This window comes from Streptococcus suis (assembly GCF_002964045.1).
GTDB classification, from domain to species: Bacteria; Bacillota; Bacilli; order Lactobacillales; family Streptococcaceae; genus Streptococcus; species Streptococcus suis_U.
Genome location: NZ_POPB01000400.1, coordinates 12,971 through 39,164, shown reverse-complemented (window position 1 = coordinate 39,164; position 26,194 = coordinate 12,971). Strand labels below are relative to the sequence as shown.

Below are 26,194 nucleotides of genomic sequence, written 5' to 3'. Positions count from 1 at the left end.
CCTAAATCAAACCCAGGCTTTTCATGACTAGCATAAGCAAAAATCCGAGAAGATTATTGAGACTGTGTAAGATGAGTGCATTGGAATAGTTACCTGAAATACGATAGACTAGACCTAAAACCAGGCCCATACCTCCGTAGATAACCCAAGAACCGATATTGGTCGGACTATGTACAAGGCCAAATAGAAAGCTAGACAGAAGCAGACCAACTACCGACTGCCTACCGAAGACCTTGCCCATCAGAATACCACGACAAATCAATTCCTCCAGAACTGGGGCAAAAAGTACCGCAAAGAGAAACAGGAGCACGGTCGGCATATCAGAGTTGTTGATCATTTCTTGGTTGGATGGTATTTTGCTATACCCTTCTTCCAGCGCAATCAGTTGCCCACCAATCATTTTCAGACCAAACATAACGATAAAAGCAAGGGTGACAAAGCCAATATTCGTGAAAACTCCCCACTTCTGCTCACTTTTCCATAAGCCTAATTTGCCCGTCACCATAAGTCCAAGCACCACAGCAACCAACAAGATAGCTACAGCAAGCAGTAGATTATTCCCATCAAAATTTGGTAAGGAGAAAATCGCCATCTGGGCTACCACGTTTAGCGCAACGATAGCTAGTCCCACTAAGAGAAACTTCCAATTCTTCACCACATTCCAATCTTTGACACTTCCAAGTCTATTCATAGCAATCTCCTTCACATACACTAAGTCAATTTTCATTACTTTCTTTTTCGATCAATAGCAGAGCAGGCAAGCCCAAAACCATTGGCAAGAGGATATTCAGGGTTGATAAATCAATCTGCCCAGTAGCCAGCCACTCTCCGAAAATATAGCCAACTGCGTAGAGACCAAGACCGATTAACAAAGCAAGATAGATTTTCTTAAAGACTTTCATTGTTCATTCCTCCATTTGCATTAGATGAATTGAATTTTCTTACGATTGGCGAAATAGAAGCTAACAAATCCTATAAAGGTCATCAGGACAACTGTCATAGGAGTGACAAACTGGAAATACTCGGCTGCAGATGTCCCGCTTTCCTGTGGAATGTGTGACTGCCAGAGAACAATACTAACTAGCAGACTGTAGACAGCAATCTGTAGGGTTTGAAACAGAGTTCGTTTCATCATTTTCTTCCGAGCCAATTTCACATCAGCCTCGGCAACGAGCAATTTATCCAGACCCAACTGCTTGATAATAGCGTCCTGTTTGAATTGAGAATAAACCAGTGTCAAGAAGAGGCTAATTCCCATAACATCTTCTCCCAGCACAAAGCTAACCAGGAAACTGACCAGTGTCACTGTCATAAAGAGCATATACATATTGTTGCCGAAATTGGTCAAGGTCGCATAAGATACCTCGTCTAACTCAGCAACAATATCATAGAAATAATGAATTGCTTTGATGTGTAGATTTTCCTTTTTCATAGCTAGTACCTCTATTTGTCTATTTAAAATATTTCCGTATCATTTGTACATTGAGAATATTGATGTAAATGTGAATAAAAGCAACTATCAAGAGTGCCAACAGCTGTTGTGTCTGGGTAATCAGCGTTACCATCATAATCAAAACGTATAAAAGTGGTAAGACCCATTGATTCAAGTTGTGAACAATTAGATAACTTTGTTCAAAATTAGCTTGTCGTTCACCCTCATCTAGTGCATATATATAATCTTTAATTTCGCTTGGTGTAGGAAAGGCTGACAATTTGTATTGACGCACTACCTGTGTCACCTTGAAGATTCCAATCTGAGCTGGAAGAAGAACGATAAAAGCTGCAATATCAAAGAGTTCGATTCTATAATAATCCGCTGAAACATTAGCACCTAGTATCATATTTGCCAAAACCAAACCTCCAAAAATATTGTAGAGAATGGTACTATATTGCAAACTTCGAAAGGTTGTCTTGTAGAGCTGATCAAGAACGTCATCATCGTCTTCACTTTCTTGGTAACGCTTAAAGGTCGTAAAGCTCTTGTACAAGAGATAAGCAAATCCAATGAAACTTGCTACCATAACTGCTCTTGATACGAACAAAAGGGTATTGATATCATATCCTGCAGCTTCAAAATAGCCCATGAAGAAACCAGCTATAAATAATGCTACTTCTACCGCAAGGACTACTAAGATGAAAAAGATAATTCGTTTTCCTGTCGTTAATTGTTTCCCCTGTTTCATTCTCCAACCTCCACTAATTGAAAGACATTCTCCACATTTTCATTAAAAATCTGTGCTATACGCATGGCAATAACCACCGAGGGCGTGTATTCGCCCCGCTCAATCAAGCTAATGGTCTGCCGTGATACCTCTGCTAACTTTGCTAGCTCTGTCTGATTAAGACCATCTCTGGCTCGTAATTCCTTGAGCCGATTTTTTAAGACATATTCCATGAGTTTTCCTTTCTAGGCTTGGTAGATAATCAAGCCTGTTTCTGTGTCTTCGACAGCTATATTTTCCTTGGCAAACTTGACCAATAAAAGATAAGTATAGTAGAAATCGCCTACACAAGCCGCTGCATGTATAGTAGCCAATATCAGATAAAGAGATACATCCATCCCCCAAAAAACTGCTACCATGGTCAAGCCCAAACTAATCACAACAAAGGGAGCCAGGCTAATCACTAGCATTTGCATCCGATTGTAGAGCGAACCTGGACTGGTCGCATAGGCCATCCCTGATTTCCATTTAAAACCAAACTTAACAGGATTTTCAGGACAAAAAATCTTGAAAAATAATCCATGAATAGCTTCATGTACAACTATCAAAATAGGAAATAGAACTGTTGCTATCCATAACTCTGGTAAGGTAAGAGGCAAATTTTGATCTACATTAGCCAGCAAGGAAAACGCTAACTTACCAAATAGCAGAGCAAATGGGAAGACCAGAACAATCGCAAGAATATTCAATCCCCATACAAATTTCTTATTTTCCATGATATTAACTTCAAATAATTTCTTTTTCGCTTCCATGTTTCTACTCCTTCATTTTCCTACAAGCTAGACTAAACTATTTAGTCCTAGAGCAACTCCAATCAGTAGTCCCATAATACTCGATCCTGCAATAATAATTGCTGCCATATCTGCTGAAATGTGTCGTTTCATAAGGTTTCTCCTATCTTTCCTTAGCTTTTTCACTATTTTTCTTTTTGTTAAATTGCAGAGCTAACACTAATGTCGCTAACAAAGGAGGAAAGAGATAACTCATTTCCGTCAAACCAAGATCAAATCCTAGCAAGGCTAGAACTTTAAAGACCAAAATAGTTATCAAGAAGAGTACGAAAAACAGTAGGACTACTTTCATTCCATTTTTAACTGCCTTGTTCATTGTTCTTCTCCTTTTCTCTGCTGAGAGTGTCATCTAAAAGAAGGAGAGAATTCATCATCATCAAGAGTAGCATGGTATCTATCTCCTGACCAAATACAAAGAGTTGAACGAAACTATAAATCAAATATAGTGCAACTAGAACCTGCACTCCTCGCACAACGCTTGTTCCTGTAATCAACATTCCTTTTTTATTGCTATTATTTTTCATAACTTTCCACCACTTACTTTCGACTAATTTTTCCTTTTACTATTTTCTGCTACCTAGTTTCCACAAGTTCTCATCTGTCACTGCGATGGTGCAAATGGCAAGAACGACATAGGTATTATCCAACTGCTGCCACTTCATGATGTCAGCCAACAGGACAAAAACTAGATAGATGATAGCGATAAGTTGCACAAAACGTGTAATGTCACTATTGTTTATCTTTTTCATATTTATTTCCTACTTTCTGTTTATTTACCTGATGAATTCGTTTTCATCTCTTTATCTTGATATCATTGTAACACTTCCTTTTCTTTTTGACAAGTATCTTTGTCAAAAAAATAATAATTTTTGTCAAATAGTTTATGAAGTTTGTCAAAATGTAGTCAATAATGGTCAGAATGACTAGAATAAGATACAAAAAAACTCCTTCATCCAGAGGATAAAAGAGTTTAGTGAGCGATTATAGATTGTCAGCCACGCTGTTCAAGAGGGTTTGGATAGCAGAAGCATCGCTACCACCTGCCATGGCCATGTCTGGCTTACCACCACCACGACCTGCTACGATTGGAGCAAGGACTTTGATGAGGTTCCCTGCATGAACATCGCTTGATTTGCTGGCTACAAGGACATTGACCTTGTCACCGATTGCAGCAACCAGCACCAAGACATCGGAGTAGTCTTTTTGCTTCCAGTTGTCAGCAAAGGTACGGAGGGCACCTGCGTCTGATACTTGGACTTGGCTGGCAATGTAGCGAATGCCGTTAGCATCTTTGACATCTTTGAAGACATCACCAGCAGCGGCTGCCGCTGCTTTTTCTTTCAGACTAGCGTTTTCTTTTTGCAAATCGCGGAGCTCCGCAGCCAGTGCCTCCACTTTTGTCGGCACTTGGTCGATTTGTGGCACTTTAAGGGTCTGCGCAACAGCTTTGAGAGCGTCCTCGCGGTCACGATAGGCAAGGAAGGCTTCACGGCCTGTTACCGCAATGATACGGCGGGTACCTGAACCGATACCTTCTTCTTTCAAGATCTTGAAAATGCCGATTTCAGCAGTGTTACCAACATGGGTACCACCACAGAGTTCGACAGAATAGTCACCAATTGTCACCACACGGACTTCTTTACCGTATTTTTCACCGAAGAGGGCCATGGCACCCATTTCCTTAGCTGTGTCAATATCAGTTTCAACCGTCACAACTGGAATAGCATTCCAAATTTGCTCATTGACTTCTTCTTCGATACGACGAAGTTCTTCCGCAGTAACAGCCTCAAAGTGCGTAAAGTCAAAGCGGAGGAAATCTTTCTCATTCAAGGAACCAGCCTGCGTTGCATGCTCACCGATAATATTGTGAAGAGCTGCATGGAGCAAGTGAGTTGCTGTGTGGTTCTTCTCAACACCCTTACGGCGTTTGGTTTCGATTTCAAGTGTGTAGGTTTGACCAACTGAAATACTTGCGGACAGTTCTACTGTGTGCAATGGTTGACCATTTGGTGCTTTCTGCACATCGATGACAGTCGCAACAATGTCTCCAGCAGCGTTTTTCACAAAACCATGGTCTGCAACCTGACCACCCATTTCTGCATAGAATGGTGTTTGGTCAAAGACAAGGAGGGCTCGACCTTCTGAAACTGCTTCTGTACGCTCATTATCAGCCACAATGACAGATAAGCTTGCCTCAAGAGCTGTTTGACCATAAACAAAGGTCGACTCTTCTGTGATAGCAGCCAGGGTTTCATTTTGCATACCCATTGAACCACCTTTGACAACTGAAGCACGAGCACGGTCTTGTTGCTCTTTCATAGCCGCTTCAAATCCCGCAATGTCAAGGGTCATACCACGGTGCTCAGCCAATTCTTCAGTCAATTCTACTTGGAAACCATAGGTATCATAAAGTTTGAAAATGTCACGACCATCAATCTCAGACTTACCTTCTGCCGCCAATTTGTCCATCAATTGTTCAGCAAATTGTGAACCTGTATGGATAGTACGAGCAAATGACTCTTCTTCACTCTTAACAATCTTCTCAATGAAGGCACGTTTTTCAAGTACCTCTGGATAGTAGCTTTCCATGATAGTGCCAACTGTCTCTACCAATTTGTACAAGAATGGCTCTGTAATGCCCAAACGTTGACCATGCATAGAAGCACGACGAAGTAAACGACGAAGGACATAACCACGGCCTTCATTTCCAGGAAGAGCACCGTCACCAATGGCAAATGAAAGAGCACGGATGTGGTCTGCGATAACCTTGAAGCTCATGTTGTCGCCATCTTGGTCATAAGTCTTACCAGAAATCTTTTCTACTTCACGAATGATTGGCAAGAAGAGGTCCGTTTCAAAGTTGGTCTTAGCCCCTTGGAAAATAGCTGCCAAACGCTCCAAACCTGCGCCCGTATCGATGTTTTTGTTTGGCAATTCCTTGTACTCAGAACGCGGAACAGCTGGATCAGCATTGAATTGTGACAGAACGATATTCCAAATCTCAATGTAACGGTCGTTTTCAATATCTTCTTCCAAGAGACGAATACCAATGTTTTCAGGGTCAAAGTCAGTACCACGGTCAAAGAAAATCTCCGTATCTGGACCTGAAGGACCAGCACCGATTTCCCAGAAGTTATCTTCAAGCGGAATCAAGTGGCTTGGCTCAACACCAAGAGCAATCCAACGATTGTATGAATCCACATCATCAGGATAGTAAGTCATGTAGAGCTTGTCTTTTGGAAAGGCAAACCATTCTGGGCTTGTCAAGAGCTCGAAGCCCCACTCAATCGCTTCATCACGGAAATAATCCCCGATAGAGAAGTTTCCAAGCATTTCAAACATAGTGTGATGGCGGGCTGTCTTACCAACATTTTCAATATCGTTGGTACGGATCGATTTTTGGGCATTTGTAATCCGAGGGTTGTCAGGAATGACAGAGCCATCAAAGTATTTCTTAAGTGTTGCCACACCAGAGTTGATCCACAAAAGAGTTGGATCGTTTACTGGGACAAGATTTGCTGAAGGCTCAACAGAATGACCCTTTGATTTCCAGAAATCCAACCACATTTGACGAATTTGAGCAGAAGATAAATTTTTCATAAACTAAGATACCAAGAGCGTTAAGAAAGCGAGAAGAAAATAGGAGACCAACGTTGTGCGCCAGCGCACTAGGCGGTCTATCTTTTTCTCGACGCTTTTAGCTCGGGTTCAATTTAACGAAACTGTTAAATTGAACATTTCCTTTCATATTTGATAATTTAGGGGAAAGTCCGTAGACCGAGTTCAACTAAGATACTAAGGGCGTTAAGCGGACACCGTAAAAATAGGAAAACTGACGAAGACGCTTGCGTCTAGGAAGTGTTTCTCATTTTGACAAAGTCCGTAGCCCGAGTTCATTTCAAAATAAACTCGATACCCTTTCCTTTCGTTTTTTTTAGATAGGTTCAATTTAGCAAGTTAGCCAACTAAACCAATTTTAAAAATTTTATGTTACGATTATCTTGATGCATCTTCCATCATTTCGACGTAGTCAATTGCGACCACTAAGGAAATGACCAAATCTGCATAGGAATCCTCCAAGACAGTAACGGAATAATGAGAAGTGAAATGAAAGAGTTCTTTGGAGATTTCAGCTACTAGCTGACCATCAGGTTTTTTCAAGCGAAAATCCAAATCCCAGATATTTCCGTCCAGGATTAAACCTAGATTTTCCACAGTATAGCGATCCTTGAAAAAGGTAAATTCCTTTTGCAAGTAGAAAGAATGACCATCTGCCATATCAATGGTAAACTGGGGCAGGAAGGTCAAAAACTTCTTGGTAATCTGACAAACTGCTTCTCCTCTGGAATCGGTCACGATAAATCGTTTTGGAATTTCGAGAAAAGATCCCTCCACTTGATAGGCAAGATTCCCAAAACTATCACGAATATCAAATTTTTCACCACCAAAGGTAAAGCGCTGTTTCACTTGAAATTGCTTCATGATAACCTCCAAAAAAATAACAAGAAACCAAACGAAGGGCGAAAAACCGCGGTACCACCTTCATTCAATGACTTGTCATTCTCTTTTCAGACCCTCTATTCACAAGCCAAGCAAATGCTGAACTGTGAATAGAGGGTCCCATATTCAATTATTTATTCCATTAAGTAGCAAAATACTCAGCTTAGATGGCTCACAGCAACCGCCAATTTTCTGAACTAAGGGATTGAGTATTTATTCTTAATAGATTTAGATCCTACTGACCTGAAGAACTTGAAGACTCTGTAGTAGATGAGCTTTCAGTTGTAGAACTTGATGAAGAACTTGTTGATGAAGATGAGCTACTATCATCAGCTGTGACATATTGTGAAAGAAGATTTTGGAAAGCTGCATCCTTCACTTTAACATTTGCTTTTTGAAGAGCTTCCTTCAACACACCTGCAACAAATGTAGAATCATTTTGTTTTTGTGCCAAAATAATTTCTTTCAACTTATCTTTATAGTCTTCCCAATTTGCAGACTTCTCAGACTTAGCTTCCAATTTCACAACATAGTAGCTCGTTGTGTAAGTTGTCATATCAACAACTGTTACAACAGATGCACCAACCTGACCAGCATCCAAGGCAAAGATTGCAGATTGAACTTCCGCAGGTACTGTAGTTGATGTAGAATCAAATTTGATTTCTCCACCCTTATCTTTTGTATCTGCATCCGTCGAGTTTTCTTTAGCTAATTTCGCAAAATCAGCACCAGCAGCCTGGGCAGAAGCTAAAACTTCCTTAGCTTTCGCTTCGTCATCTAACTTGATAATACGAGCTGTCACTTCTGGAGTATAGGATTCGTAGGCAGCTTTGTAGTTTTCATCTGTCAATTCTTTTTCAGCTGCTTGTTTCACTGCATATTCAACCAATTTATTGGTACGAATTTGCTGCTTGTATGTTTCAGTTGTCAAACCTGCTGAAGCCAAGGCAGTCGCAAACGAATCTCCGTATTGCTCAGCCATTTTTTCATAAGCTTCCGTAACTTCTTTATCAGAAACTTTATCGCCGTATTGTTCTTCAAAAACATCGCTAATGACCATTGAAAGTAACACCTGTTGAGCACTTGTGTTTGTTTTGACTTGCTCGTAAAACTCAGAAACTGTGATGGTATTTCCTTTCATGGTAATGATGTCTTTATCAGCTGTACTTGTACATGCTGCAAGGGTCACAGTCGCAAATAGTGTGACTGCTCCTGCTAAGATTTTTTTTGTGTTTTTCATTTAAAAAGTTTACTCCTTTTTTCATTAACGTTATTTATTATATCACAAAAGCTTAAAAAGTACTTAAATTTCTTCAATATTTAAGTCAACATTTGCGACATTTTTCCTCAACATTAAGAGACCATCACTCATAGAGACAAGGCTGGCTGTTACATCAGGATTGTCCAAAGTCGCATCAAACAAGCGTTGTAAGCCGCGATAGATAGTCCTTTGCCCACGGCGAACTTCCTTAATATCTTTGGCAATATCTCCACCTTGAAAAATATCATCTAAGATAATCAAGCCACCAACTTTTACCTTTTTGAGAACTTCTGGAAGAAAAACAATGTATTTTGACTTAGCAGAATCCATGAAAACAAAATCATAGCTATCATTTTCAAGTGTTGGAAGCAAGTCCATCGCTTCTCCCTCTAGCAATTCAATCTGCTGTCTGCTATCATACTTGGCAAAATTTTCCCTGGCAAATCCAATCATCTCTTCATTGCGATCAATTGTCGTAATCTGTGATTGCGGACTATTCTCAGCCATTAATAGGGCAGAGAAACCAATGGCCGTTCCGATTTCCAAAATACGAGCGGGCTGTAAAGTTTGCATGAGCAAACGAAAATAAGCAACCGTTTCATGGGGAATAACTGGAATATTTTCTTGACGTGCAAAATCTTCCAACTCTTTCAAAAAGCCTGTATTCTGCGCCTGACGTGTTCGCATAAAATCCACAATCTCTTCCTTGACAACAGGACGGCGCATATTGTGGTTTGCGTTTTTAGAATATGATTCAACCATAAGATTCATTATACCATAAGACTATTCAGGATTCTCGTCACAATGATTAAAAGACAGGATAACCTGTCTTCCAATCTACAAATATTTAGCATAATCGACACGGTAACCAAGGTTTGTAGCCAATTCTTTTACCCTTCTAAATTGGTCAATGGTGTTAAAAAACAGATAATTTTCCTCAGCAGTCACCTGGATGCCACCCAAACAAAAGTTTTCATTTGCGTATTTTCCATCAACAACTGCTGCCCACTCAGTGACGGAACCAGATGGAAGCAAACCGGCAGAATCTAACTTCAGTAAAATGCCTGCCTGGCGTACCTGCGGTAGCCTATCAAAGGCTTGAATAAACTCTTCCAACTGTTCTTGCTGTTTAAAGGTTGTAATAAATCCTTCCTGGTGTAACAAGGTCATCAAAATAAGCCATAGATTGTCTTTCTCAGATTCCCCAATTTTATCTAAAAAGGCATCAAATGCTTTCTCATCTAAGATTTGTTCTAGAGAGTTCAAAATCACATTTGGATCCGTCGCAAAAATAACCTCTCTAAGTTGTATAAATAATTCTCTGTCACTCGCAGATAAAATATCGGCTAATTCGAAGATGTCTTGAACTTGTTCTTCTGTTAACATAGTTCCTCCATTCACTATTTTTATATGGAAAATCCCATTTTATATGTATCAATAAATTGGTAAATCTCGTAAAAATCGGCCTGTGCCAAATGATTTAACTGAATGTCAACCAGTAATTCTCCTTTAATTTCAATGAAAAGCAAGAGACTAGACTGGCAACGATCGGTACCACAATGGACCGTTTATAGAAAATCATTTTAGAGGTGCACACCTTTCTCAACGAGAGCTTCTAATTCTTCCAAACGAGCCTCAAATACCTTGAAGGCATCGTTGAGGTAATCTTCCTTGGTCATGTCTACGCCAGCTTTGGCAATGACATTGAGCGAGTAATCTGAGCTACCAGCTTTCAAGTAGTTGAGGTAATTTTCTTTGTCTTCTGGACTACCGTTGACAATCTTGTTCGCAAGTGCGGATGCTGCTGCAAATCCTGTCGCATATTGATAGACATAGAAATTGTAATAGAAGTGTGGAATACGTGCCCATTCAAACTGGATTTCTGGGTTTTCTTCTGCCGAAAGTCCGTAGTATTTCTCATTTGTCTGACCGTACAATTCATTGAGGAAATCAGCCGTCAAGACCTGACCTTCCTGGTCTGCCTTGTAGATTGCTTGCTCAAACTCGGCAAATTGCGTTTGGCGGAAGACTGTACCACGGAAACCATCTAGGTAATGATTGAGAATAGCAAAGCGTTCCTTGTCATCTTCTACTTCTGCCAAGAGTTTTTCTGTCAAAAGGTTTTCATTGGTCGTTGAAGCAATTTCAGCCAAGAATAGAGAATAATGACCATAGACATAAGGTTGAGTCTTACGAGTCAACATAGAATGGAGAGAGTGGCCTGTTTCATGGATAAGAGTGTACATGTTATCCAAGTTATCCTGCCAGTTGAGAAGCATGAAGGCGTTGGTGTCGTAAGCACCTCCTGAGTATGCTCCTGAGCGTTTTCCTTCATTAACATGGACATCAATCCAGCGATTTTCAAAGGCTTCTTTTACAATAGCCGAATAATCCTCACCGAAGATTTCCAAGGTTTCTTGGCATTTCTTGAGTGCATCTTCATAAGAAATCTTGGTACTGAAATCTGACAATGGCGTGTACATATCGTACATCTTCAAGTCATCAATACCCAGGAGTTTCTTACGCAAATTGATGTAACGATGCAAGAGCGGAAGGTGCTTGTTGACTGCCGCCACTAATGTATCGTAAACGGATTCTGGAATGAAATTAGCTGCAAGTGATGCGTGACGGGCTGAATCGTACTTCCGCAAACGAGCTTTCAGGTTATTGACCTTGACATTAGACTGAAGGGTCTTAGCGTAGGTATGCTGGAACTGCTCGTAGGTTCCGTACATAGCTTCGTATGCTTCCTGACGGACGTCGCGGTTTTTAGACTCCATGAAGTGAATATAATTGCCGTGAGAGAGTGGTACCAAATGACCATCCTCGTCTGCAATTTCAGGGAATAAGATACTTGCATTGTCCAAGACTGAGAAGGTTTCAGCTGGTGACTCGAAAATCTCGCTAGTCGCCGCAAGGACTTCTTCTACTTCTTGTGACAGGACATGATCCTTGGCTGCTAAGAGTTTTTCAAATTGATGGCTGTACTGAACAAGAGCTGGCTCTTCTGCCTTAAAGGCCTCCAATTGCTCTTCAGTAATGGCCATAAATTCAGGCTCATAGAAGGCAAATGCTTGTGAAAAAGCAGAATAAAGCCCCATAGCCTTAGCCTGAAATTCCTGGTATTTTCCTTCGCGAGTATCCTGGTCGTTTTTCATAGACGCATAGACATAGAGTTTTTCAATGCGACGCATAAGACCGAGTTGCGTTTCGCTGATTTCCAGTAGGCTTTTAGCAGAGTCGAGTAAATGCCCTGCAAATTCTTTTGTTTTTTCAGTTTCAGCTTGTAAATCTGCAAGCTCTGTTTCCCATGCTTCATCTGTTGGGAAAATAGTAGTCAAATCCCATTGGTATTTTTCTTCAATTTCATGACGTTGTTTAGACATAATAAATCCTCCGTCTTACTATTCTAACATAAAAATACCTCACTTTCCAATGGAAAGTGAGGGCTTACAACTTACTCATCAGTAGTAAAGTAGTTCTTGGCATCTGCTACCACTTCTTTGACAAAGCTGTCATAAAAGGCAAGGTTGGGGATACCATATTGGTTTAACAAGCTATCGACGTAACTATTTCCTTCCGAATCTTTAATATTTCCTTTTTTCTCCTTGCCATCATACTGGTGGGTGAAATTTCCTTGTAAATCAATGAAGAGGGCGCCATCATTTGCAAAAGAAATAGAGTAGCCACTTTCTGCAAAATACTGTCCAATCTGCCCCTTAGCTTCACTTGCTTCAGCTTCATATTCATCTGTCGCTACAGTAAAATCACCACTTTCAATGAAATAGGTTACCTTACAACCACTTGGATAGGAAAGCAGATAATATTCTCCTACGCTTGTATCTGAGACATGGACATACACCGTTCCATCATCAAAGGTAATGCTAGTACCACCGCTTTCTGCTACTTCCTTAGATAGTACTTTCTGACTATGTTGGGAGGTAAACTTCTGTGCTTCTTCCTCATTGATGGTTTGTACTGGCTGACTCGAGACAGTGCTTGTTTGTCCTTTTTCATACCTAGCAGCACAGGCTGATAAGCAAGCTATTAACAATAATGCTACACTTATCAAGGAAATGCGACTGAATTTCATCTTTTGAACCTCCTTGTAACCATTTTGTTTATTATATCATTATTTACACGTTTTATCTATACATTTTAGGTGGATACAAGACTTGTTTCCTCTTATTTTCCACTTTGTCGTAAAACTGATTAAAAGCTTGGTAAATCGGCGTCAGGTCTTGGCGAATTTGGGCAAAGCCAATAGCAGAGCGGGGTAGACGGATGTGGGGATACCAGTCAAATGCTGTCTTGGTCAGTAGATTTTCTCCACGTCCATAAGCCTCTGCTTGCAGGGCGAGCCATTTGGGGGATTTGTAATAAAGCTGTTGAGCAATGTAGCGAGGCAAATCCTCATCCATTGGACAAGTCATGCTAGATAGGGTTTGCTTGGCAAAAGGTAAACGTAATATATCTAGTAAGTTTCCCTGACCAAAGGGAAAGACTTTCGTAAGACAGTGTACCTTACCTCGCAAATCTTCATGAATGAGGTAACGGAGCCGCAATTCTTTTTTCTCGTTATCCAATTCCCAGAGGTGAAAACCCATGTTCATACTAAAAGAGAGAAATTGCTTGTGCAAATTGGTCAGTCGTTCCTTGAGCCATAAATCCTTACCAAGCAACCAGACAACTTGATAACCAGTATCATAATAGGCTTTTGTTCTCACCTGCAAACGAGAAATCGGTAGACTGGAACATTGGACTTCCAAGGCTAGACCATTATTGACCAATAAATCAGCGACCTGGCCAATTTTTGGCAAGCATTTTTCAAGTTCAACCTGCTCCTTTTCCACAAGCCAGCTGTAAATCTCTGATTTGAGGGAGAGGTGCTGGGCAGACTCATTCTCGGAAAAGTATGTGCAATCCCGTAGGGTGACATGGGCAAAATGCGAACGCAGAACTTTTCCGGATTTGTATCGGACCAGGCCTCCACAACCTGGACAGGAATAGCGACCTTGTGGCGCAGGATTTTCCAAAAGATTAAAAATTTGTCGGTCTTCATCAAGTGCAACTAACATAGAACCTCCTTTCTATATTAGTTCGCAACTTGTGGTAAAATGTAAAATGTTGGAAAGGAGAGTAAAAATGACCAAAAAAATTGCCAAATGGGAAAAGGACGGCTTTGTCTTGCAGTCCTTCCAAGCGGGCTTTGCGGAGAAGTATTATGAGGACTGTTTTACCAAGCCTTCTGCTGAAATTTATCGCCTGACGGGGAGTTCGGGAACTTATAGAAAAGAAGATGTAGTCAGCTACTACAATCGAATTGTCAACGACTCTGAACGGTTTGATTTTATGCTGATGGCACCTGACGGGACCTTCATCGGCGAATCGGTTATCAATGAACTGGATAGGGAAAACAGCTCTGCTAACTTCCGTATCGTTATCTTTGACGAGGGTTATCTGGGACAAGGATTGGGCTCTTGGGCAGTTGAAAAGACCAGAGACTTTGCTTTTGAGCAGGTTGGCTTACATCGCTTGGAACTGGAAGTTTTTTCCTTCAATCCACGCGCCAAACGTGCCTATGAAAAAGCTGGCTTTCGTTTGGAAGGTATCAAACGGGACAGCCAAAAGACAGCAGATGGCTACACCGATACACTCATTATGTCCATTCTAGAAGAGGAATGGAAAGCACTCAAAAAACCAGCTGATTAGGCTGGTTTTTGTGTCTTGTCTCTGCAAACTTACCCAATCTGACTGCCGTTTGGCACAGATGGGTCTACTGTTAAGAGTGTCAAGTTGCCGTCATGTTCGGCTGAGAGGATCATACCCTGGCTGAGCAAGCCCATCATCTTACGCGGCTTGAGGTTGGCAACGATTTGGACTTTCTTGCCGACCAACTCCTGCTCATTTGGATAGTACTTGGCGATACCAGACAGGATTTGGCGGTCCTGATCGTCACCTGCGTCCAGGCGGAATTTGAGCAGCTTGTCAGAACCCTCCACCTTGGCCACTTCCTTGACTTCGGCCACACGAATTTCCACCTTGTCGAAGTCCTCGAACTTGATCGCGACTTTCTCGTTTTTAAGCTCCACGTCAGCTGGGTCCCATTCTTTTTCTACCTCTTGGGAAATAGCAGAGCTGCCACCCATTTGTGCTTGGATATAGGCGATTTCCTCTTCCATATCTAGTCGAGGGAAGATAGGTGTACCTTTTGCGACCACAGTCAAACCAGCTGGAATACCTGCAAAGTCAAGGTTTTCAAGATCAAATTCTGTTCCCAAACCAAGCTGTTCCATAATGGCATTAGACGTCGTCATCATAAATGGTTGAATGAGGTGCGCCACCACACGAAGACCTGCTGTCAAGTGAGCCATAACCGCTGCCAACTTGTCACGGTCAGCTTCTTCTTTTGCCAAGACCCACGGTGCTGTTTCATCGATGTACTTGTTGGTACGGGAGATGATATTCCAAACAGCTTCTAGAGCGCGTGGATAGTCAACAGCTTCCATATACTTGTGGTAGCTTGCCAAGTTGTCAGCTACTACTGCCGCCAAGTCTGCATCAAAATCAGTCACGTCAGCAACAAAGGTTGGCACCTGACCACCGAAATACTTGTTAATCATAGCAACTGTACGGTTGAGCAAGTTTCCAAGGTCGTTGGCCAGTTCGTAGTTGATACGACCAACATAGTCTTCTGGTGTAAAGGTTCCGTCAGAGCCGACTGGCAGACTACGCATGAGGTAGTAACGGAGTGGATCCAGACCGAAACGCTCGACCAACATTTCTGGGTAGACCACATTGCCCTTAGACTTGGACATCTTGCCATCTTTCATGACAAACCAGCCATGAGCAACCAAGCGGTCTGGCAGCTTCATATCCAACATCATGAGCATGATTGGCCAGTAAATCGAGTGGAAACGAAGAATGTCCTTACCAACCATGTGGTAAACTGTTCCATTCCAGAACTTGTCGTAGTTAGCCGTATTTTCCTGACCATAACCTAAGGCAGTTGCATAGTTGAGCAGGGCATCAATCCATACGTAAACAACGTGTTTGGGATTGGACGGAACAGGTACGCCCCAGGTAAATGAGGTACGAGATACTGCTAAATCTTCCAAGCCTGGCTCGATGAAGTTTTTCATGATTTCATTGAGGCGGCCGTCTGGCTGGATAAAGTCTGGGTGAGCATTGAAAAACTCAACCAATTTATCCTGGTACTTACTGAGGCGGAGGAAGTAAGATTCTTCTGATACCCAGGCAACCTCGTGACCGCTCGGAGCGATACCACCTGTGACCTTGCCGTTTTCATCTCGGAAGACCTCTTCTAATTGGCTCTCGGTGAAGAATTCCTCGTCCGATACGGAGTACCAACCAGAATACTCTCCCAAGTAAATGTCATCCTGCGCCAGCAATTTTTCAAAAACAGCCGCCACCACTTCCTCGTGGTAATCGTCGGTCGTGCGGATGAACTTGTCGTAAGAGATGTCCAGCAAGTTCCAGAGTTCCTTGACGCCAACCGCCATGCCGTCAACGTAAGCTTGCGGTGTCAAACCAGCTTCTTTAGCCTTCTCTTCAATCTTCTGGCCGTGCTCATCAAGCCCTGTCAGATAGAAAACCTCGTGGCCCATGAGACGCTTGTAGCGAGCCAAGACATCGCAGGCAATGGTCGTGTAGGCTGAACCGATGTGTAGTTTACCTGAAGGATAATAAATCGGTGTGGTAATATAAAACGGTGTTTTTGTCATACTTTTTCCTTTCAACTCAGGGCAAATGAAACCCTGTTCTTGATAACACCCCATTTTATCATATTTTTGTGCAAAAACAAAGTGACTTCCAATCCACATTCCTTCTAAGTTATGTTATACTAGAAGAAGTTATGAAAAAGAATGGGGTTATCTATGTTTACACCTAAAAATCTCTTGATACATTTGTTTTTTGTTATTATTTGCGTCGGAATGCTTCTGAACGACGTTCAAAATACAGAACTAATATGGAATATGTTTTGGGCCTTGATTGCCTTAGACTTTGCCATCCTAGTTCGCCAGAATGAGCACCTTGCAAGTAAACTGCTTATCACTCCTTTCTGGCTCTTTTTCTATCCAAATACCTTCTATGTGTTAACTGAGTTAGTCAATATTCAATTTTCCAGCACTGCCCTTTGGGAACGTAGTAGTTTACTCTTATTCATGCTTTATATCCCAAGTATCTTATTTGGTATCATGGCTGGTGTAGAGAGCTTAGAAGCTATTTTCAAGGGATACAATATTAAATTTTACGGACTACGTCTCTTAATTATCGGCAGTCTGTCTCTATTTGCTAGCTATGCTATCTATATTGGTCGCTATGCTAATATTCGCTCATGGGATATTTTCACGCGCCCAGTGACAGTATTTACTAGCATGATTTCTGCAATAAGTTGGGAAACCTTCCCCTTTATCTTTGGCTTTACCCTCCTGCAAATTATGGTGCTGGTTTTTGCAGTGGATGAATAAACTCTAAAGAAACAGGTCAGCTGTTTCTTTTTTGTTTTCAAACACTTAATCCATTCTTAAACGTGTTCAAACAATACAATGCCTAGTCCCCATTTTCTGCCTGAATGTGATATACTAGCATTTATATTTCATTGAAAGAGGTTTGCCATGTTTACAAAGAAAAATATTTTTATCCATCTCTTTTTCCTCATCATCGCAGCTGGTCTTAAGCGTTACGGTGTCACAGCACCTGACTTGACTTGGAATATGTTCTTGGCTTTGGTAGCACTTGATTTTGCCATCCTCACCAACTACAGTAAGTCTAAATACATAAAAATCATTGCTGCCCTTCTCTGGCTCTTTTTCTATCCTAATACCTTTTATATGGTAACGGACATCGTCCATATGCATTTTGCAAACACTGTACTCTGGCAACGGGAAAGCATGATCCTTTTCATGCTCTATGTCCCAAGTATTTTCTATGGGGTCATGACTGGCGTGGAAAGCCTGCGGCTGATTTTCTCTGCCTTCTCTATCAAGTCCTACTGGAACAGGCTGTTTCTGATTGGTGGTCTTTCCCTTCTATCCAGCTTTGCCATTCACATCGGACGCTATGCACGGCTCAATTCATGGGACATCTTTACCAGGCCAAACCTAGTTGTCAGTGAATTGATTGAAGTCGTTTCCTGGGCTGCCCTGCCCTTCATCCTGGGCTTTACCTTTATTCAAATCATGGTCTTAGTCTTCTCCATTGACGAATAACAAAACCGGCAACAGCCTTGTACTGTTACCGGTTTTTCTTATCCAAAATGGAGTTGTTCAAATAGATCTTCCAAGTCGGCAATGATCTCCTGATGAAAATCCAAATAATAGGTTTTCTGGTCAGAATCTGGCAGTTTTTCAATATCTGCTAAAATGTCCTGATAGCGTTGTAGAAGTTGCTTACCAGCCACTTTATCTATCTCATCCATTTCACCGATACCTGCTGCTATGTCATCTAAGCTGTCATATTTTGCGATTATTCCCTCGGTCCACTGGCGCTTGTCCTTGTTGAGGACGACAATCTTTTCTGTCAGCCATTCTTCATACCTTTCCTCTTCTGTCAAAGACTGGCTATTAGCGGCGGTCTTAGTCACTCGGTCGGATTTACTAGAACGAAGGTAATTCCGATAAAACCAAACGGCAAAAAGAGTGACTAGGATGATATTGACTGGAAAAACAAAGCTAAGGGTGAACAGTACGGTCAGCCACAAGATCAACTTGACATTTCTTGCCGCTTTCTCTGCATGTCTGTTCTTCTCCTCCCACTCGTCCAATATAGCCTGGGCTTGTGCAGTATAGGTTTCAACCAATTTTGCCAGTCGGACCTTTTTCTCTGGGTCTTCTTCCAGTTCCATTGCCAGATAGGCTTGATTGGCCCGATCCTTGGCTGCCTCATAGGTCTGGACAGTCCCCAAATAGGCCGCATTGCTATTCATCTGATTCAGCAAGCGGTCCGTCTGCCCTTTGATAAAAGACCGATCCCTCGATGTTAATTTACGGTAAGGCATAGCAACCCCTTCCTGCATATTTGAAATATACTAGCATTTTGCGCTAGCCTGTGTTCTTTTGCAATGCTCGTAACTATTATTTCCTTCTGCCAAACAATAGGCATAAAATGACCCAACCACCTGCCAATGCGACAATGATTACAGGTGAGGCCCAAAGCAAGATTAAAAACCAAATAACAAGTTTGTCCATCTGTCTGTCCCTCTACTTCCTACGAAAGAATGTGAAAGCTATCGCTATGGCTATAATGCCCACCAGATAACAAATCGCAAATGTAAAAAATAGAAACGCACCCATATATTTCTCCTTCTCTTGTGAGAAGGATTGCTTGGTTGCTTATCCTCTCACGATTTCTAATAATTTTTCATAGGAATCCACCACATCGTACATGTGGTCGTCCGCAATCAAACCTTTTTCTTTCAAGGCTTTGAAGTGGGCCTTGGCACACTCAATCTTGGCCAATTCTGCCCCTTTCAGTTGCAAACTAGACATGGAACCCTTGGTTTCGGCTACAAAGTAAACATGCTTAACCGAACCATCTCGAAAGGCAATTGCCCAGTCAGGGTTGTAAGCACCCAGCGGGGTGGAAATCTTAAAATTGCTAGGTAATTTGGTGTAGACCATGACATCTTCAAATTGGTCCAACTCTTCTTTGAACTTCCGCTCCGTATCCGAATCAACCTTCACATAATTATACACGCCTTTTTGCGATTCCAGTATCCGTTTATCCGATAATTTTCCGCTTTCTGGGTTATCCGTAAAAACAGAAGTGTCAAAGGTTTCTTCCAAGATATTGTAGCGGATATGCTCAATCACCTGACTGGCCTTTTGTTCATTGATCAGGCGGCTTGTTCGTTGGATAAATGCCTCAGGGTTATAGGCGAACATGTCAAACTTGTTAGGTGAGATTTGTTTCAGGATAGTGGCAACTGTTTTTCGTTTCAGCTCCGTGCGACTGGCGATTTCACCCAACAAATCATAGCGGAGTTGAATAGAAGACTTGTCCAATTCAGCCTGACGCTTGCCGTCTTTATTGACCTTGAAATCCAAACCTTGCTCAGCTTTCATTTCCCTTGCTTCAGCCTCTGTAATCATGTAACTAGGCTTTTTGACAAAGAGAGCCTCATTGATAACCTTGACCGATTTTTCAATCAATTCCTCATCATCAAACTCCACATAATAGGTGGACTTGTGATGAATGCTTTCCCACAGACGTTTAAACTCTTGACGGTTGTAGTTGTCAGGATTGATTTCTCTAGCAAAGACAACTTCCGAATCATTTTCACGCTCAATCTGGTAACGATTGGCATCGAAGATAGATTCCAAGATGTCTTTTACCGCCACTTCATAGCCAGCCAGATTTTCAGATAATGTAAACTGACTGGTATCCTTTTGTTCAAAGTAAGTGGTGGTCAGATTTCCCTTGCTGTCGATATAATCTTGCTTAATCAACTGGTGTTCAATCTCTTTAGCCACTTCCTTGGTGACATTCAGTTTTTGACCAGTTTCATTTTCCAAGACCTTGTTGACAAAGAGGTCCACTTCCACCTTGCTTGGTCGATCAGCCAAGATTTCCTTGAGTTCCCTTTGCAAGTTCTTTGCAAAATCTTCATAACTTTCATTGGCAATGACGGTTAATTTGTTAATGTTATGAACATCAGCTCCTAAAAGTTCCTCATCCTGACGGACACCTTTTTGGTCAACAGCAAGACGCATCCCACGACCAATCTTTTGCCGTTTTTCTGTCTCCGTTCCCGTATTTTTCAGAGTACAAATCTGGAAGACATTAGGATTGTCCCAGCCTTCTTTGAGGGCTGAGTGGGAGAAGATAAAGCGTACTGGCTCATCAAAGGACAGCAGACGCTCCTTGTCCTTCATAATCAGATCAAAGGCATCTTTGTCGTTGGACTGGTTGTTTTTCTTCTCAGTTGCCGATTTGTAGTCCACAAACTTGACCTTATCCGATTTCTTCACCTTATCAACGGAGAAATAACCTGCGTGAACGGGATTGCCTTCTTGGTGCTTGTTGAGATAATGCCAAAAATTGCTGCCATGGAGGTTTGGATCGGCCAACAAGGCCTTGACCTGGGCTTCATACTCCTCTTCAAATATCTGGGCATAGGTTCCATTGTAGGCATCATTTTGCTCGTCATAGCACTTGTACTTGGCAACTTCATCGATGAAGAAGAGAGAGAGCACCTTGATACCTCGTTTATATAGGCCTTCTTCTTTTTGCAGGTGACTGGCAATGGTTTCCCTTATCTGGATACGACGGATATCATCTTCGTTGGTTTCCCCAATCACTTCGCCCACATGGAGTTTGCGATTAGCACCGATTTGAATGGAATTTTCACCCTCACGCGCATCAAAATGACTCAAGGTCCAACCATCCTGATAGGCTGGGAGATTACCAGACTCTTCATAGAGAGCAAAAGGCTCTTCCACCAATTTGGTCACACGCTTGACATCACCTGACTTGGTCCGCACCTCAAACTCAATCCGAGCCTTGGGTGCTCCTGATTTTTGCGGAACCAGTTCTTGCAGATAAAGGTAGCCTTGTGTACCTGTGGTAGAAGTCTGCTCCACGGTCTTAACGGCAATCTTTTTAACCAACTTTTTATTATAGGCGTCCAAGGCATCCAGACGATAAATCATATCGTGCTTGTCCTTATGGGTGGCTGAATAGCGGAGGGTAAATAGGGGCTTGAAATCCTCCAAGCGTTCTTTAGTCTTTTTCCCCTCAACCGACTGAGGCTCATCGATAATCAAAATGGGATTGGTCGCCGCGATGACATCGATGGGCTTTCTCCAGCGGAAACTTTCCTGCTCAGTGTGAATCCGACGGGCATCCGCTCCAGTTGCATTAAAGGCCTGGGAGTTGATGATCATGACCTGAATGTCCGAGGAGTTGGCGAACTTGTCCAGCTCACCCAAACGGCTAGAATCATAGACAAAGTAGCGAGGCTTCTTGCCGTACTCCATCTGGAAATGGTCTGCCATCATCTCAAAGGACTTGAGCACCCCCTCCCGAATGGCAATGCTCGGCACCACGATGATAAACTTGAGCCAACCATACTTCTCATTGAGCTCCATCAGGGTGCGGATATAGGTGTAGGTCTTCCCTGTCCCTGTCTCCATCTCAATGGTCAAATTATAAGACGGACGACCATCGACTTTTTGGATAGACAAGTTTTCCGAAGGTTTTAGTCCATAGCGGAGCTGCTGACTCCGTACCTGCTGGCTGATAGTCTCCTGTGAAAGCTGGATGGGAGCATTGCGGAAACCGATAAAATTCATATCCAGTTCCGCATCTATTCCCTGACCCTTGTCCATGTGGTAGTCAAAACCGCTATGTTTGCCCTGACCAGCAAAAACATCCACAACAGAGGACACCGCATCTAACTGAAATTGCTGCTGCTTAAATTGAAGTTTCATAATTAAGATACTAAGGGCGTCTAAGGGACACAGACAAAATAGGCATTATTAAATTGGAGTTTACTCCAAGTAAAAATGATCTTTTTGTCCAAGTCCCTAGCCCGTGTTCAGTTAAATCTGAACATTCCTTTCTATTTCAATTCACATTGTTAGCTATATTTTTTCACTAAATATTCAGATACCTTATCTATCTCTGGATATATGGAACCACGATGGATATCAAATAATTCAAGTTGACTCAGTATATCTTCCTTTGCATGTTGTGAAATTATAAGTATCTGCCTTTTATTATGTATACTAAACCTATATTGATTTAAACTTTTAGCTGTATAAGGATTACAAGAACAGCATATAAAGGCTCCATCTTGCTTTTGAATCCGTCTGTTATCTTTTTTAACTAATACAAAATAATTTTCTTCAAAAATACTCGGAACAACTGAATTTTGAAAACTCGGCTTTTCTAATCTAATTTTACTTACAAGTTTGTTAACTGCTGAAGATTTGGAAAATTGTTTATTATTAAAACTACCAATATATAAATAAGTTTTTGTTGTATAATCCAAAAGTGCCATACTTGCTAAGATAGAAATTGAATCGCTTTCTGTATATTTGATATCACTTTCATTAACATCAAATACAATGACTTCGCCGTCCACATTATTTGAATCACAAACTGAAAAATATAATGCAATTAAAGGATTGGAAGTAATATCTAAAAGTCTAGTTGGAACTCCATAATGTTGCATTGTTTTTAATTTATCAATATGGTATTTATCATCTTTGAAATAATCAGGATTTCTCAAAATCGTTTGTTCATATAGATGATGTTCATTTTTATGTAGATTAATATTTCTCGCTACACCTGGTTTTAATAAATAATTAACGTTTGAATGTCCCCTGTAAAATAATTTTTTACCATAAAAAACTTTTTCAATCCATTCACTATTATTAAAATTATTTGATGAATTTTCACTTGGCTTAATTTTCTTTAATGCAGCAATAAAATCATCGAAATTATTAATAAAGTTTAATTGAACATTACTTCTTTGGAGGTACCCATTTTTATAATCAAACTGAAAATCCTCAAATTTCCAATTTAGTGGACTTTCATTATCAATGCTATTCTTAATCGAAAACAAACGCCCAAATTCAGTACGTAAATCAACTAATAAGATTTTTAGAAATTCAACAAATTTTTTACCCTTAACCAATTGGAAGACTTTAACTAAAGCTAACTGACTTTCACCGTTTAATTTTTCTGTATCATCTATTATCTTTTTTAATAATTGAGTAAACTCTATATCATCAAGATTGTTTAGTTCATTTTGGGATTTTTTCAAAATCGATTTAATTTTAGAATCAACCAACTTATTATTTATCAGACTTGTCTTATCAATATTTATTGTATTATCAATTGGAACATATCCATCAGAATAAAGTTTATAATAAAACAAATCAAAAAATGCTTCTTTCAAAATATCCGAATAACGAATCAATTCAATAGAGCCCATCACCCTACACCACCTTTACTTTGGTATTTGGTGCTTCCTCTTTGAAGATTTGCCCCAGGTTGATTTTGGCTGCGGAGTTGGCGAAGGATTCATCCTTGAAGACCGCACGGAGGGGTTCTTCTTTGGCGATTTGGCGGAGGACACTTTCTGAAATCTCATCGGCGAAGCAGGCTATCAAGGCACCGTCTGCCACATTGTAAATGTCTGTACCGTCAATTTGAGTTTTAGCGATTGGAAGGGATAGCTCCATCCCCCAGGTCAGCATAATTTGGAAGAGGAGGTCAAGGTCTGTACGACCGTCTTTGATATTTGAAACACTGTCAAATAGGCTTTCTTGGCTAAAGCTGTCTGGTGTTTGGCTGACTTCCTTGAAGTTTGAACTGTCTAGCTTATAAGCCCTAAATCCAAAATCTTGCTTGCCGACGGTTTCAGGATGTTCTTCCTGAATCTTTTTGGCTGCCCGACGGATCCGCTCACGAGAAATTTGGTCAATGGTTTCGTAGCCAGCCACCTTGGCAGCTGACTTGTCCGCCACCTGCTCATCCAGCGTACAGAGAATATACTTACGATTACCACCGTCTTCAGCATTCAGCTGCATAACCGCATCAGCGGTGGTTGCAGAACCAGCGAAGAAGTCGAGGACAAGTCCGTTTGTTTGAACTGAAATTGTCAAAATATCTTGAATAAGACCTACTGGTTTTGGATTATCAAACAACGATGTAACGTTAAATAATTCTTTTGTTCTCCTGCTACCTGCAGAGGTGTCATATTTCACATCTTGCCAAAATGTTTTTGCTTTCACTGTACGTTGCTCACCATCGACTATATCTCGCATCTTAACATATACTCGCCAGATTCCATTAACACATTTTGCAACCAATTCAGTATCACATTTTTCTAAAAACGTATCCTTACCCCATCTCCAACGTCCATCTTCTCCATTGATTTTTGTTGGTAATATCTCTATAGCTCCCGGAAACATATACAAAGAAAATTTAAATTCTGATTCCGAATAATAAATTGGGTAGTACATATTGGGTCTATCTTTACGTGAACCATTTTTCCCTGTTTTTTGTAGTCCAACTTCCTTGTATCTACTAATTGAATCGTTAAATTTAAATTCCGCTAAGTAATCTTCTGTAGGTTGAAAACCTAAAAGTTGAGTTCGTTCCGAATCTTTTGAGTAACAGAGCAGATACTCACCAGCAGTTGCGAAAAAACTATCATCCGACCGACCTTTTAAATTATTAACATTAAAAATTTGTCCACAAATATTCTCCTCCCCAAATATCTCATCACAGATGGCTTTGAGGTTGGCTTGCTCGTTGTCGTCAATGGAGATAAAGATAACGCCACTGTCTTTGAGGAGGTTGCGGGCAAGGACTAGGCGGGGGTACATCATATTGAGCCAATCGGAGTGATAGCGGGCGGAGGATTTTTCATTCTTGGTCAAGCCCACCCGTTGCAAACCGTCCTCATCTCGCAGATCCATTTCATCTGCCAGTTCTTCCTCACTCATCTGGAATTTATCCGAATAGACAAAATCCTTGCCTGTATTGTAAGGTGGGTCAATGTAAATCATATCAATCTTACCCAGATAAGACTCCTGCAAGACCTTGAGGACTTCAAGGTTGTCCCCTGTTATAAAGACATTTTCAGACTTGTCAAAATCAACACTTTCCTCAAGATCTGGTCGGAGGGTCTGGGTGGTCGGTTTACCTGCCTCCGCAATCGCTCCGCGTTTGCCGACCCAGGTAAACTCATAGGACTCTCGCCCTTCAACAATCTCTCGTGAAAGGAATTGGCGTAGCTTGTCAAAGTCAATAGCCGGACGTAACCTGCCATTTTCATCGCTACTTTCTGTTAGAACCTCAGGAAAAAGCTGACCAATCTTTGCAATATTGTCTGATAAAATATCTTTTGAAGTCAGGTCTAGCTTTTCAACTTGAGTGTATTCTCCAAGCTTTTGCTGTGCTGTGCTGTGCTGTGCTGTGCTGTGCTGTGCTGTGCTGTGCTGTGCTGTGCTGTGCTGTGCTGTGCTGTGCTCATGGTAATCTCCTTTTCTTAGGCTGTCAAGCCTTTTTTGATGATGTAGATAAAAAATTGTCAAACGATTTTAGTTTGTGGTATAATGGTTTTGAAAAAGGGATTGAGCGTCAACTCAATCCGCCGTATTTGTTTCCTTCCGTTTTTTAGGAAACGACCTCAAACAGTCTCCTAGACTGTTTGAGCATTTTAAAGACGGGACGAATGAAGATTACAGTCAACCTGCTAGTTCACTCGGTCAAAGTTTCGTAGCGGTTGACTGTCTTTTATTTTTTACGATTGTTAAAAATAAATGTCAGTAGCACGATTAGTAACGTGCCAAACTGAAACATCAGCCCGAGGGCCTCTGCGACAGACATTGCGGCAAACCTTTCTAGTTCGGTACTGCATAGGCACCACCTCCCAAAAT

General features: G+C 41.3%; 27 protein-coding genes. 4 read left to right on the top strand and 23 right to left on the bottom strand.

The features are described 5' to 3' along the window. Position 1: 1 nt before the first annotated feature. The 17 genes from C1E99_RS10220 to C1E99_RS10140 form a co-directional block, all read right to left on the bottom strand. The gene (locus C1E99_RS10220; protein ID WP_105207489.1) at positions 2-691 is read right to left on the bottom strand and encodes a CPBP family intramembrane glutamic endopeptidase; all 690 of its coding nucleotides are present in this window, start codon (positions 689-691) and stop codon (positions 2-4) included. Between the two features lie 25 nt (positions 692-716). Then, a complete protein-coding gene (locus tag C1E99_RS10215) occupies positions 717-902 on the bottom strand; it encodes a hypothetical protein (protein ID WP_105207480.1) in 186 nt (61 codons plus the stop codon). Positions 903-922: 20 nt separating this feature from the next. Further along, entirely contained in the window at positions 923-1,432 is a 510-nt protein-coding gene (locus C1E99_RS10210; RefSeq protein WP_105207479.1) for a DUF3278 domain-containing protein, read from the bottom strand. Between the two features lie 19 nt (positions 1,433-1,451). Next, a complete protein-coding gene (locus C1E99_RS10205; protein WP_105207478.1) occupies positions 1,452-2,183 on the bottom strand; it encodes a DUF3169 family protein in 732 nt (243 codons plus the stop codon). After that, positions 2,180-2,395 carry a helix-turn-helix transcriptional regulator gene (locus C1E99_RS10200; protein ID WP_014637779.1) on the bottom strand — a complete coding sequence of 72 codons (216 nt, stop codon included), beginning with the start codon at positions 2,393-2,395 and terminating at the stop codon, positions 2,180-2,182. The genes C1E99_RS10205 and C1E99_RS10200 overlap by 4 nt, the downstream gene beginning before the upstream one ends. A gap of 12 nt (positions 2,396-2,407) precedes the next feature. Then, complete coding sequence (locus tag C1E99_RS10195) at positions 2,408-2,974, bottom strand: DUF3267 domain-containing protein (protein WP_105207477.1); 567 nt, start codon at positions 2,972-2,974, stop codon at positions 2,408-2,410. 142 nt (positions 2,975-3,116) lie between these two features. Then, the gene (locus tag C1E99_RS10190; protein WP_105207476.1) at positions 3,117-3,329 is read right to left on the bottom strand and encodes a hypothetical protein; all 213 of its coding nucleotides are present in this window, start codon (positions 3,327-3,329) and stop codon (positions 3,117-3,119) included. Continuing rightward, positions 3,313-3,537 carry a hypothetical protein gene (locus C1E99_RS10185; RefSeq protein ID WP_105207475.1) on the bottom strand — a complete coding sequence of 75 codons (225 nt, stop codon included), beginning with the start codon at positions 3,535-3,537 and terminating at the stop codon, positions 3,313-3,315. Before C1E99_RS10185 ends, C1E99_RS10190 begins: the two co-directional genes overlap by 17 nt. A gap of 39 nt (positions 3,538-3,576) precedes the next feature. Continuing rightward, entirely contained in the window at positions 3,577-3,762 is a 186-nt protein-coding gene (locus C1E99_RS10180) for a hypothetical protein (protein ID WP_105207474.1), read from the bottom strand. Positions 3,763-3,994: 232 nt separating this feature from the next. Continuing rightward, a complete protein-coding gene (alaS, locus tag C1E99_RS10175; protein WP_105207473.1) occupies positions 3,995-6,613 on the bottom strand; it encodes an alanine--tRNA ligase in 2,619 nt (872 codons plus the stop codon). A gap of 396 nt (positions 6,614-7,009) precedes the next feature. Further along, positions 7,010-7,495 (bottom strand): LURP-one-related/scramblase family protein, encoded by a 486-nt coding sequence (locus C1E99_RS10170; protein WP_105207472.1) that lies wholly within the window; start codon positions 7,493-7,495, stop codon positions 7,010-7,012. 253 nt (positions 7,496-7,748) lie between these two features. Beyond that, the gene (prsA, locus tag C1E99_RS10165; protein WP_105207471.1) at positions 7,749-8,753 is read right to left on the bottom strand and encodes a peptidylprolyl isomerase PrsA; all 1,005 of its coding nucleotides are present in this window, start codon (positions 8,751-8,753) and stop codon (positions 7,749-7,751) included. A gap of 63 nt (positions 8,754-8,816) precedes the next feature. Beyond that, entirely contained in the window at positions 8,817-9,536 is a 720-nt protein-coding gene (locus C1E99_RS10160; RefSeq protein WP_105107551.1) for an O-methyltransferase, read from the bottom strand. Between the two features lie 75 nt (positions 9,537-9,611). Further along, on the bottom strand, positions 9,612-10,160 hold the full coding sequence (locus C1E99_RS10155) for a DUF6630 family protein (protein WP_105207470.1): 549 nt from the start codon (positions 10,158-10,160) through the stop codon (positions 9,612-9,614). A 197-nt stretch (positions 10,161-10,357) separates the two neighbouring features. Continuing rightward, positions 10,358-12,160 carry an oligoendopeptidase F gene (gene pepF / locus C1E99_RS10150; RefSeq protein ID WP_105207469.1) on the bottom strand — a complete coding sequence of 601 codons (1,803 nt, stop codon included), beginning with the start codon at positions 12,158-12,160 and terminating at the stop codon, positions 10,358-10,360. A gap of 71 nt (positions 12,161-12,231) precedes the next feature. After that, positions 12,232-12,867: a hypothetical protein gene (locus tag C1E99_RS10145; protein WP_105207468.1), complete on the bottom strand. Its 636-nt coding sequence runs from the start codon at positions 12,865-12,867 to the stop codon at positions 12,232-12,234. A 52-nt stretch (positions 12,868-12,919) separates the two neighbouring features. After that, positions 12,920-13,852: a competence protein CoiA gene (locus C1E99_RS10140; protein ID WP_105207467.1), complete on the bottom strand. Its 933-nt coding sequence runs from the start codon at positions 13,850-13,852 to the stop codon at positions 12,920-12,922. A gap of 67 nt (positions 13,853-13,919) precedes the next feature. Between C1E99_RS10140 and C1E99_RS10135 the strand changes: the two genes are divergently transcribed. After that, on the top strand, positions 13,920-14,486 hold the full coding sequence (locus tag C1E99_RS10135; protein ID WP_024391871.1) for a GNAT family N-acetyltransferase: 567 nt from the start codon (positions 13,920-13,922) through the stop codon (positions 14,484-14,486). A 29-nt stretch (positions 14,487-14,515) separates the two neighbouring features. Here C1E99_RS10135 and metG read toward each other — a convergent pair whose 3' ends face one another. Continuing rightward, a complete protein-coding gene (gene metG / locus C1E99_RS10130; RefSeq protein WP_105207488.1) occupies positions 14,516-16,573 on the bottom strand; it encodes a methionine--tRNA ligase in 2,058 nt (685 codons plus the stop codon). A gap of 99 nt (positions 16,574-16,672) precedes the next feature. Here metG and C1E99_RS10125 point away from each other — a divergent pair, with 99 nt between their 5' ends. Together C1E99_RS10125 and C1E99_RS10120 are read left to right on the top strand one after the other, a co-directional pair. Continuing rightward, on the top strand, positions 16,673-17,266 hold the full coding sequence (locus C1E99_RS10125) for a DUF1361 domain-containing protein (protein ID WP_105207466.1): 594 nt from the start codon (positions 16,673-16,675) through the stop codon (positions 17,264-17,266). Positions 17,267-17,413: 147 nt separating this feature from the next. Further along, the gene (locus tag C1E99_RS10120; protein WP_105207465.1) at positions 17,414-18,007 is read left to right on the top strand and encodes a DUF1361 domain-containing protein; all 594 of its coding nucleotides are present in this window, start codon (positions 17,414-17,416) and stop codon (positions 18,005-18,007) included. Positions 18,008-18,045: 38 nt separating this feature from the next. On the opposite strand, the gene C1E99_RS10115 is transcribed toward C1E99_RS10120, so the two are convergent. Further along, positions 18,046-18,795, bottom strand: a complete 750-nt coding sequence (locus C1E99_RS10115) for a hypothetical protein (protein WP_105207464.1) — start codon at positions 18,793-18,795, stop codon at positions 18,046-18,048. Positions 18,796-18,902: 107 nt separating this feature from the next. Here C1E99_RS10115 and C1E99_RS14715 point away from each other — a divergent pair, with 107 nt between their 5' ends. Then, entirely contained in the window at positions 18,903-19,055 is a 153-nt protein-coding gene (locus tag C1E99_RS14715; protein ID WP_161951186.1) for a hypothetical protein, read from the top strand. A gap of 74 nt (positions 19,056-19,129) precedes the next feature. On the opposite strand, the gene C1E99_RS10110 is transcribed toward C1E99_RS14715, so the two are convergent. The 4 genes from C1E99_RS10110 to C1E99_RS15595 all read right to left on the bottom strand — a co-directional run bounded on the left by C1E99_RS10110 (position 19,130) and on the right by C1E99_RS15595 (position 26,144). Continuing rightward, positions 19,130-22,228: a type III restriction-modification system endonuclease gene (locus C1E99_RS10110; RefSeq protein ID WP_105207463.1), complete on the bottom strand. Its 3,099-nt coding sequence runs from the start codon at positions 22,226-22,228 to the stop codon at positions 19,130-19,132. A 149-nt stretch (positions 22,229-22,377) separates the two neighbouring features. After that, a complete protein-coding gene (locus C1E99_RS10105; protein WP_105207462.1) occupies positions 22,378-23,739 on the bottom strand; it encodes an FRG domain-containing protein in 1,362 nt (453 codons plus the stop codon). Positions 23,740-23,743: 4 nt separating this feature from the next. Beyond that, on the bottom strand, positions 23,744-25,525 hold the full coding sequence (locus C1E99_RS10100) for a site-specific DNA-methyltransferase (protein WP_419580079.1): 1,782 nt from the start codon (positions 25,523-25,525) through the stop codon (positions 23,744-23,746). A gap of 526 nt (positions 25,526-26,051) precedes the next feature. Continuing rightward, complete coding sequence (locus C1E99_RS15595; RefSeq protein ID WP_221622108.1) at positions 26,052-26,144, bottom strand: putative holin-like toxin; 93 nt, start codon at positions 26,142-26,144, stop codon at positions 26,052-26,054. Positions 26,145-26,194: the final 50 nt, after the last annotated feature.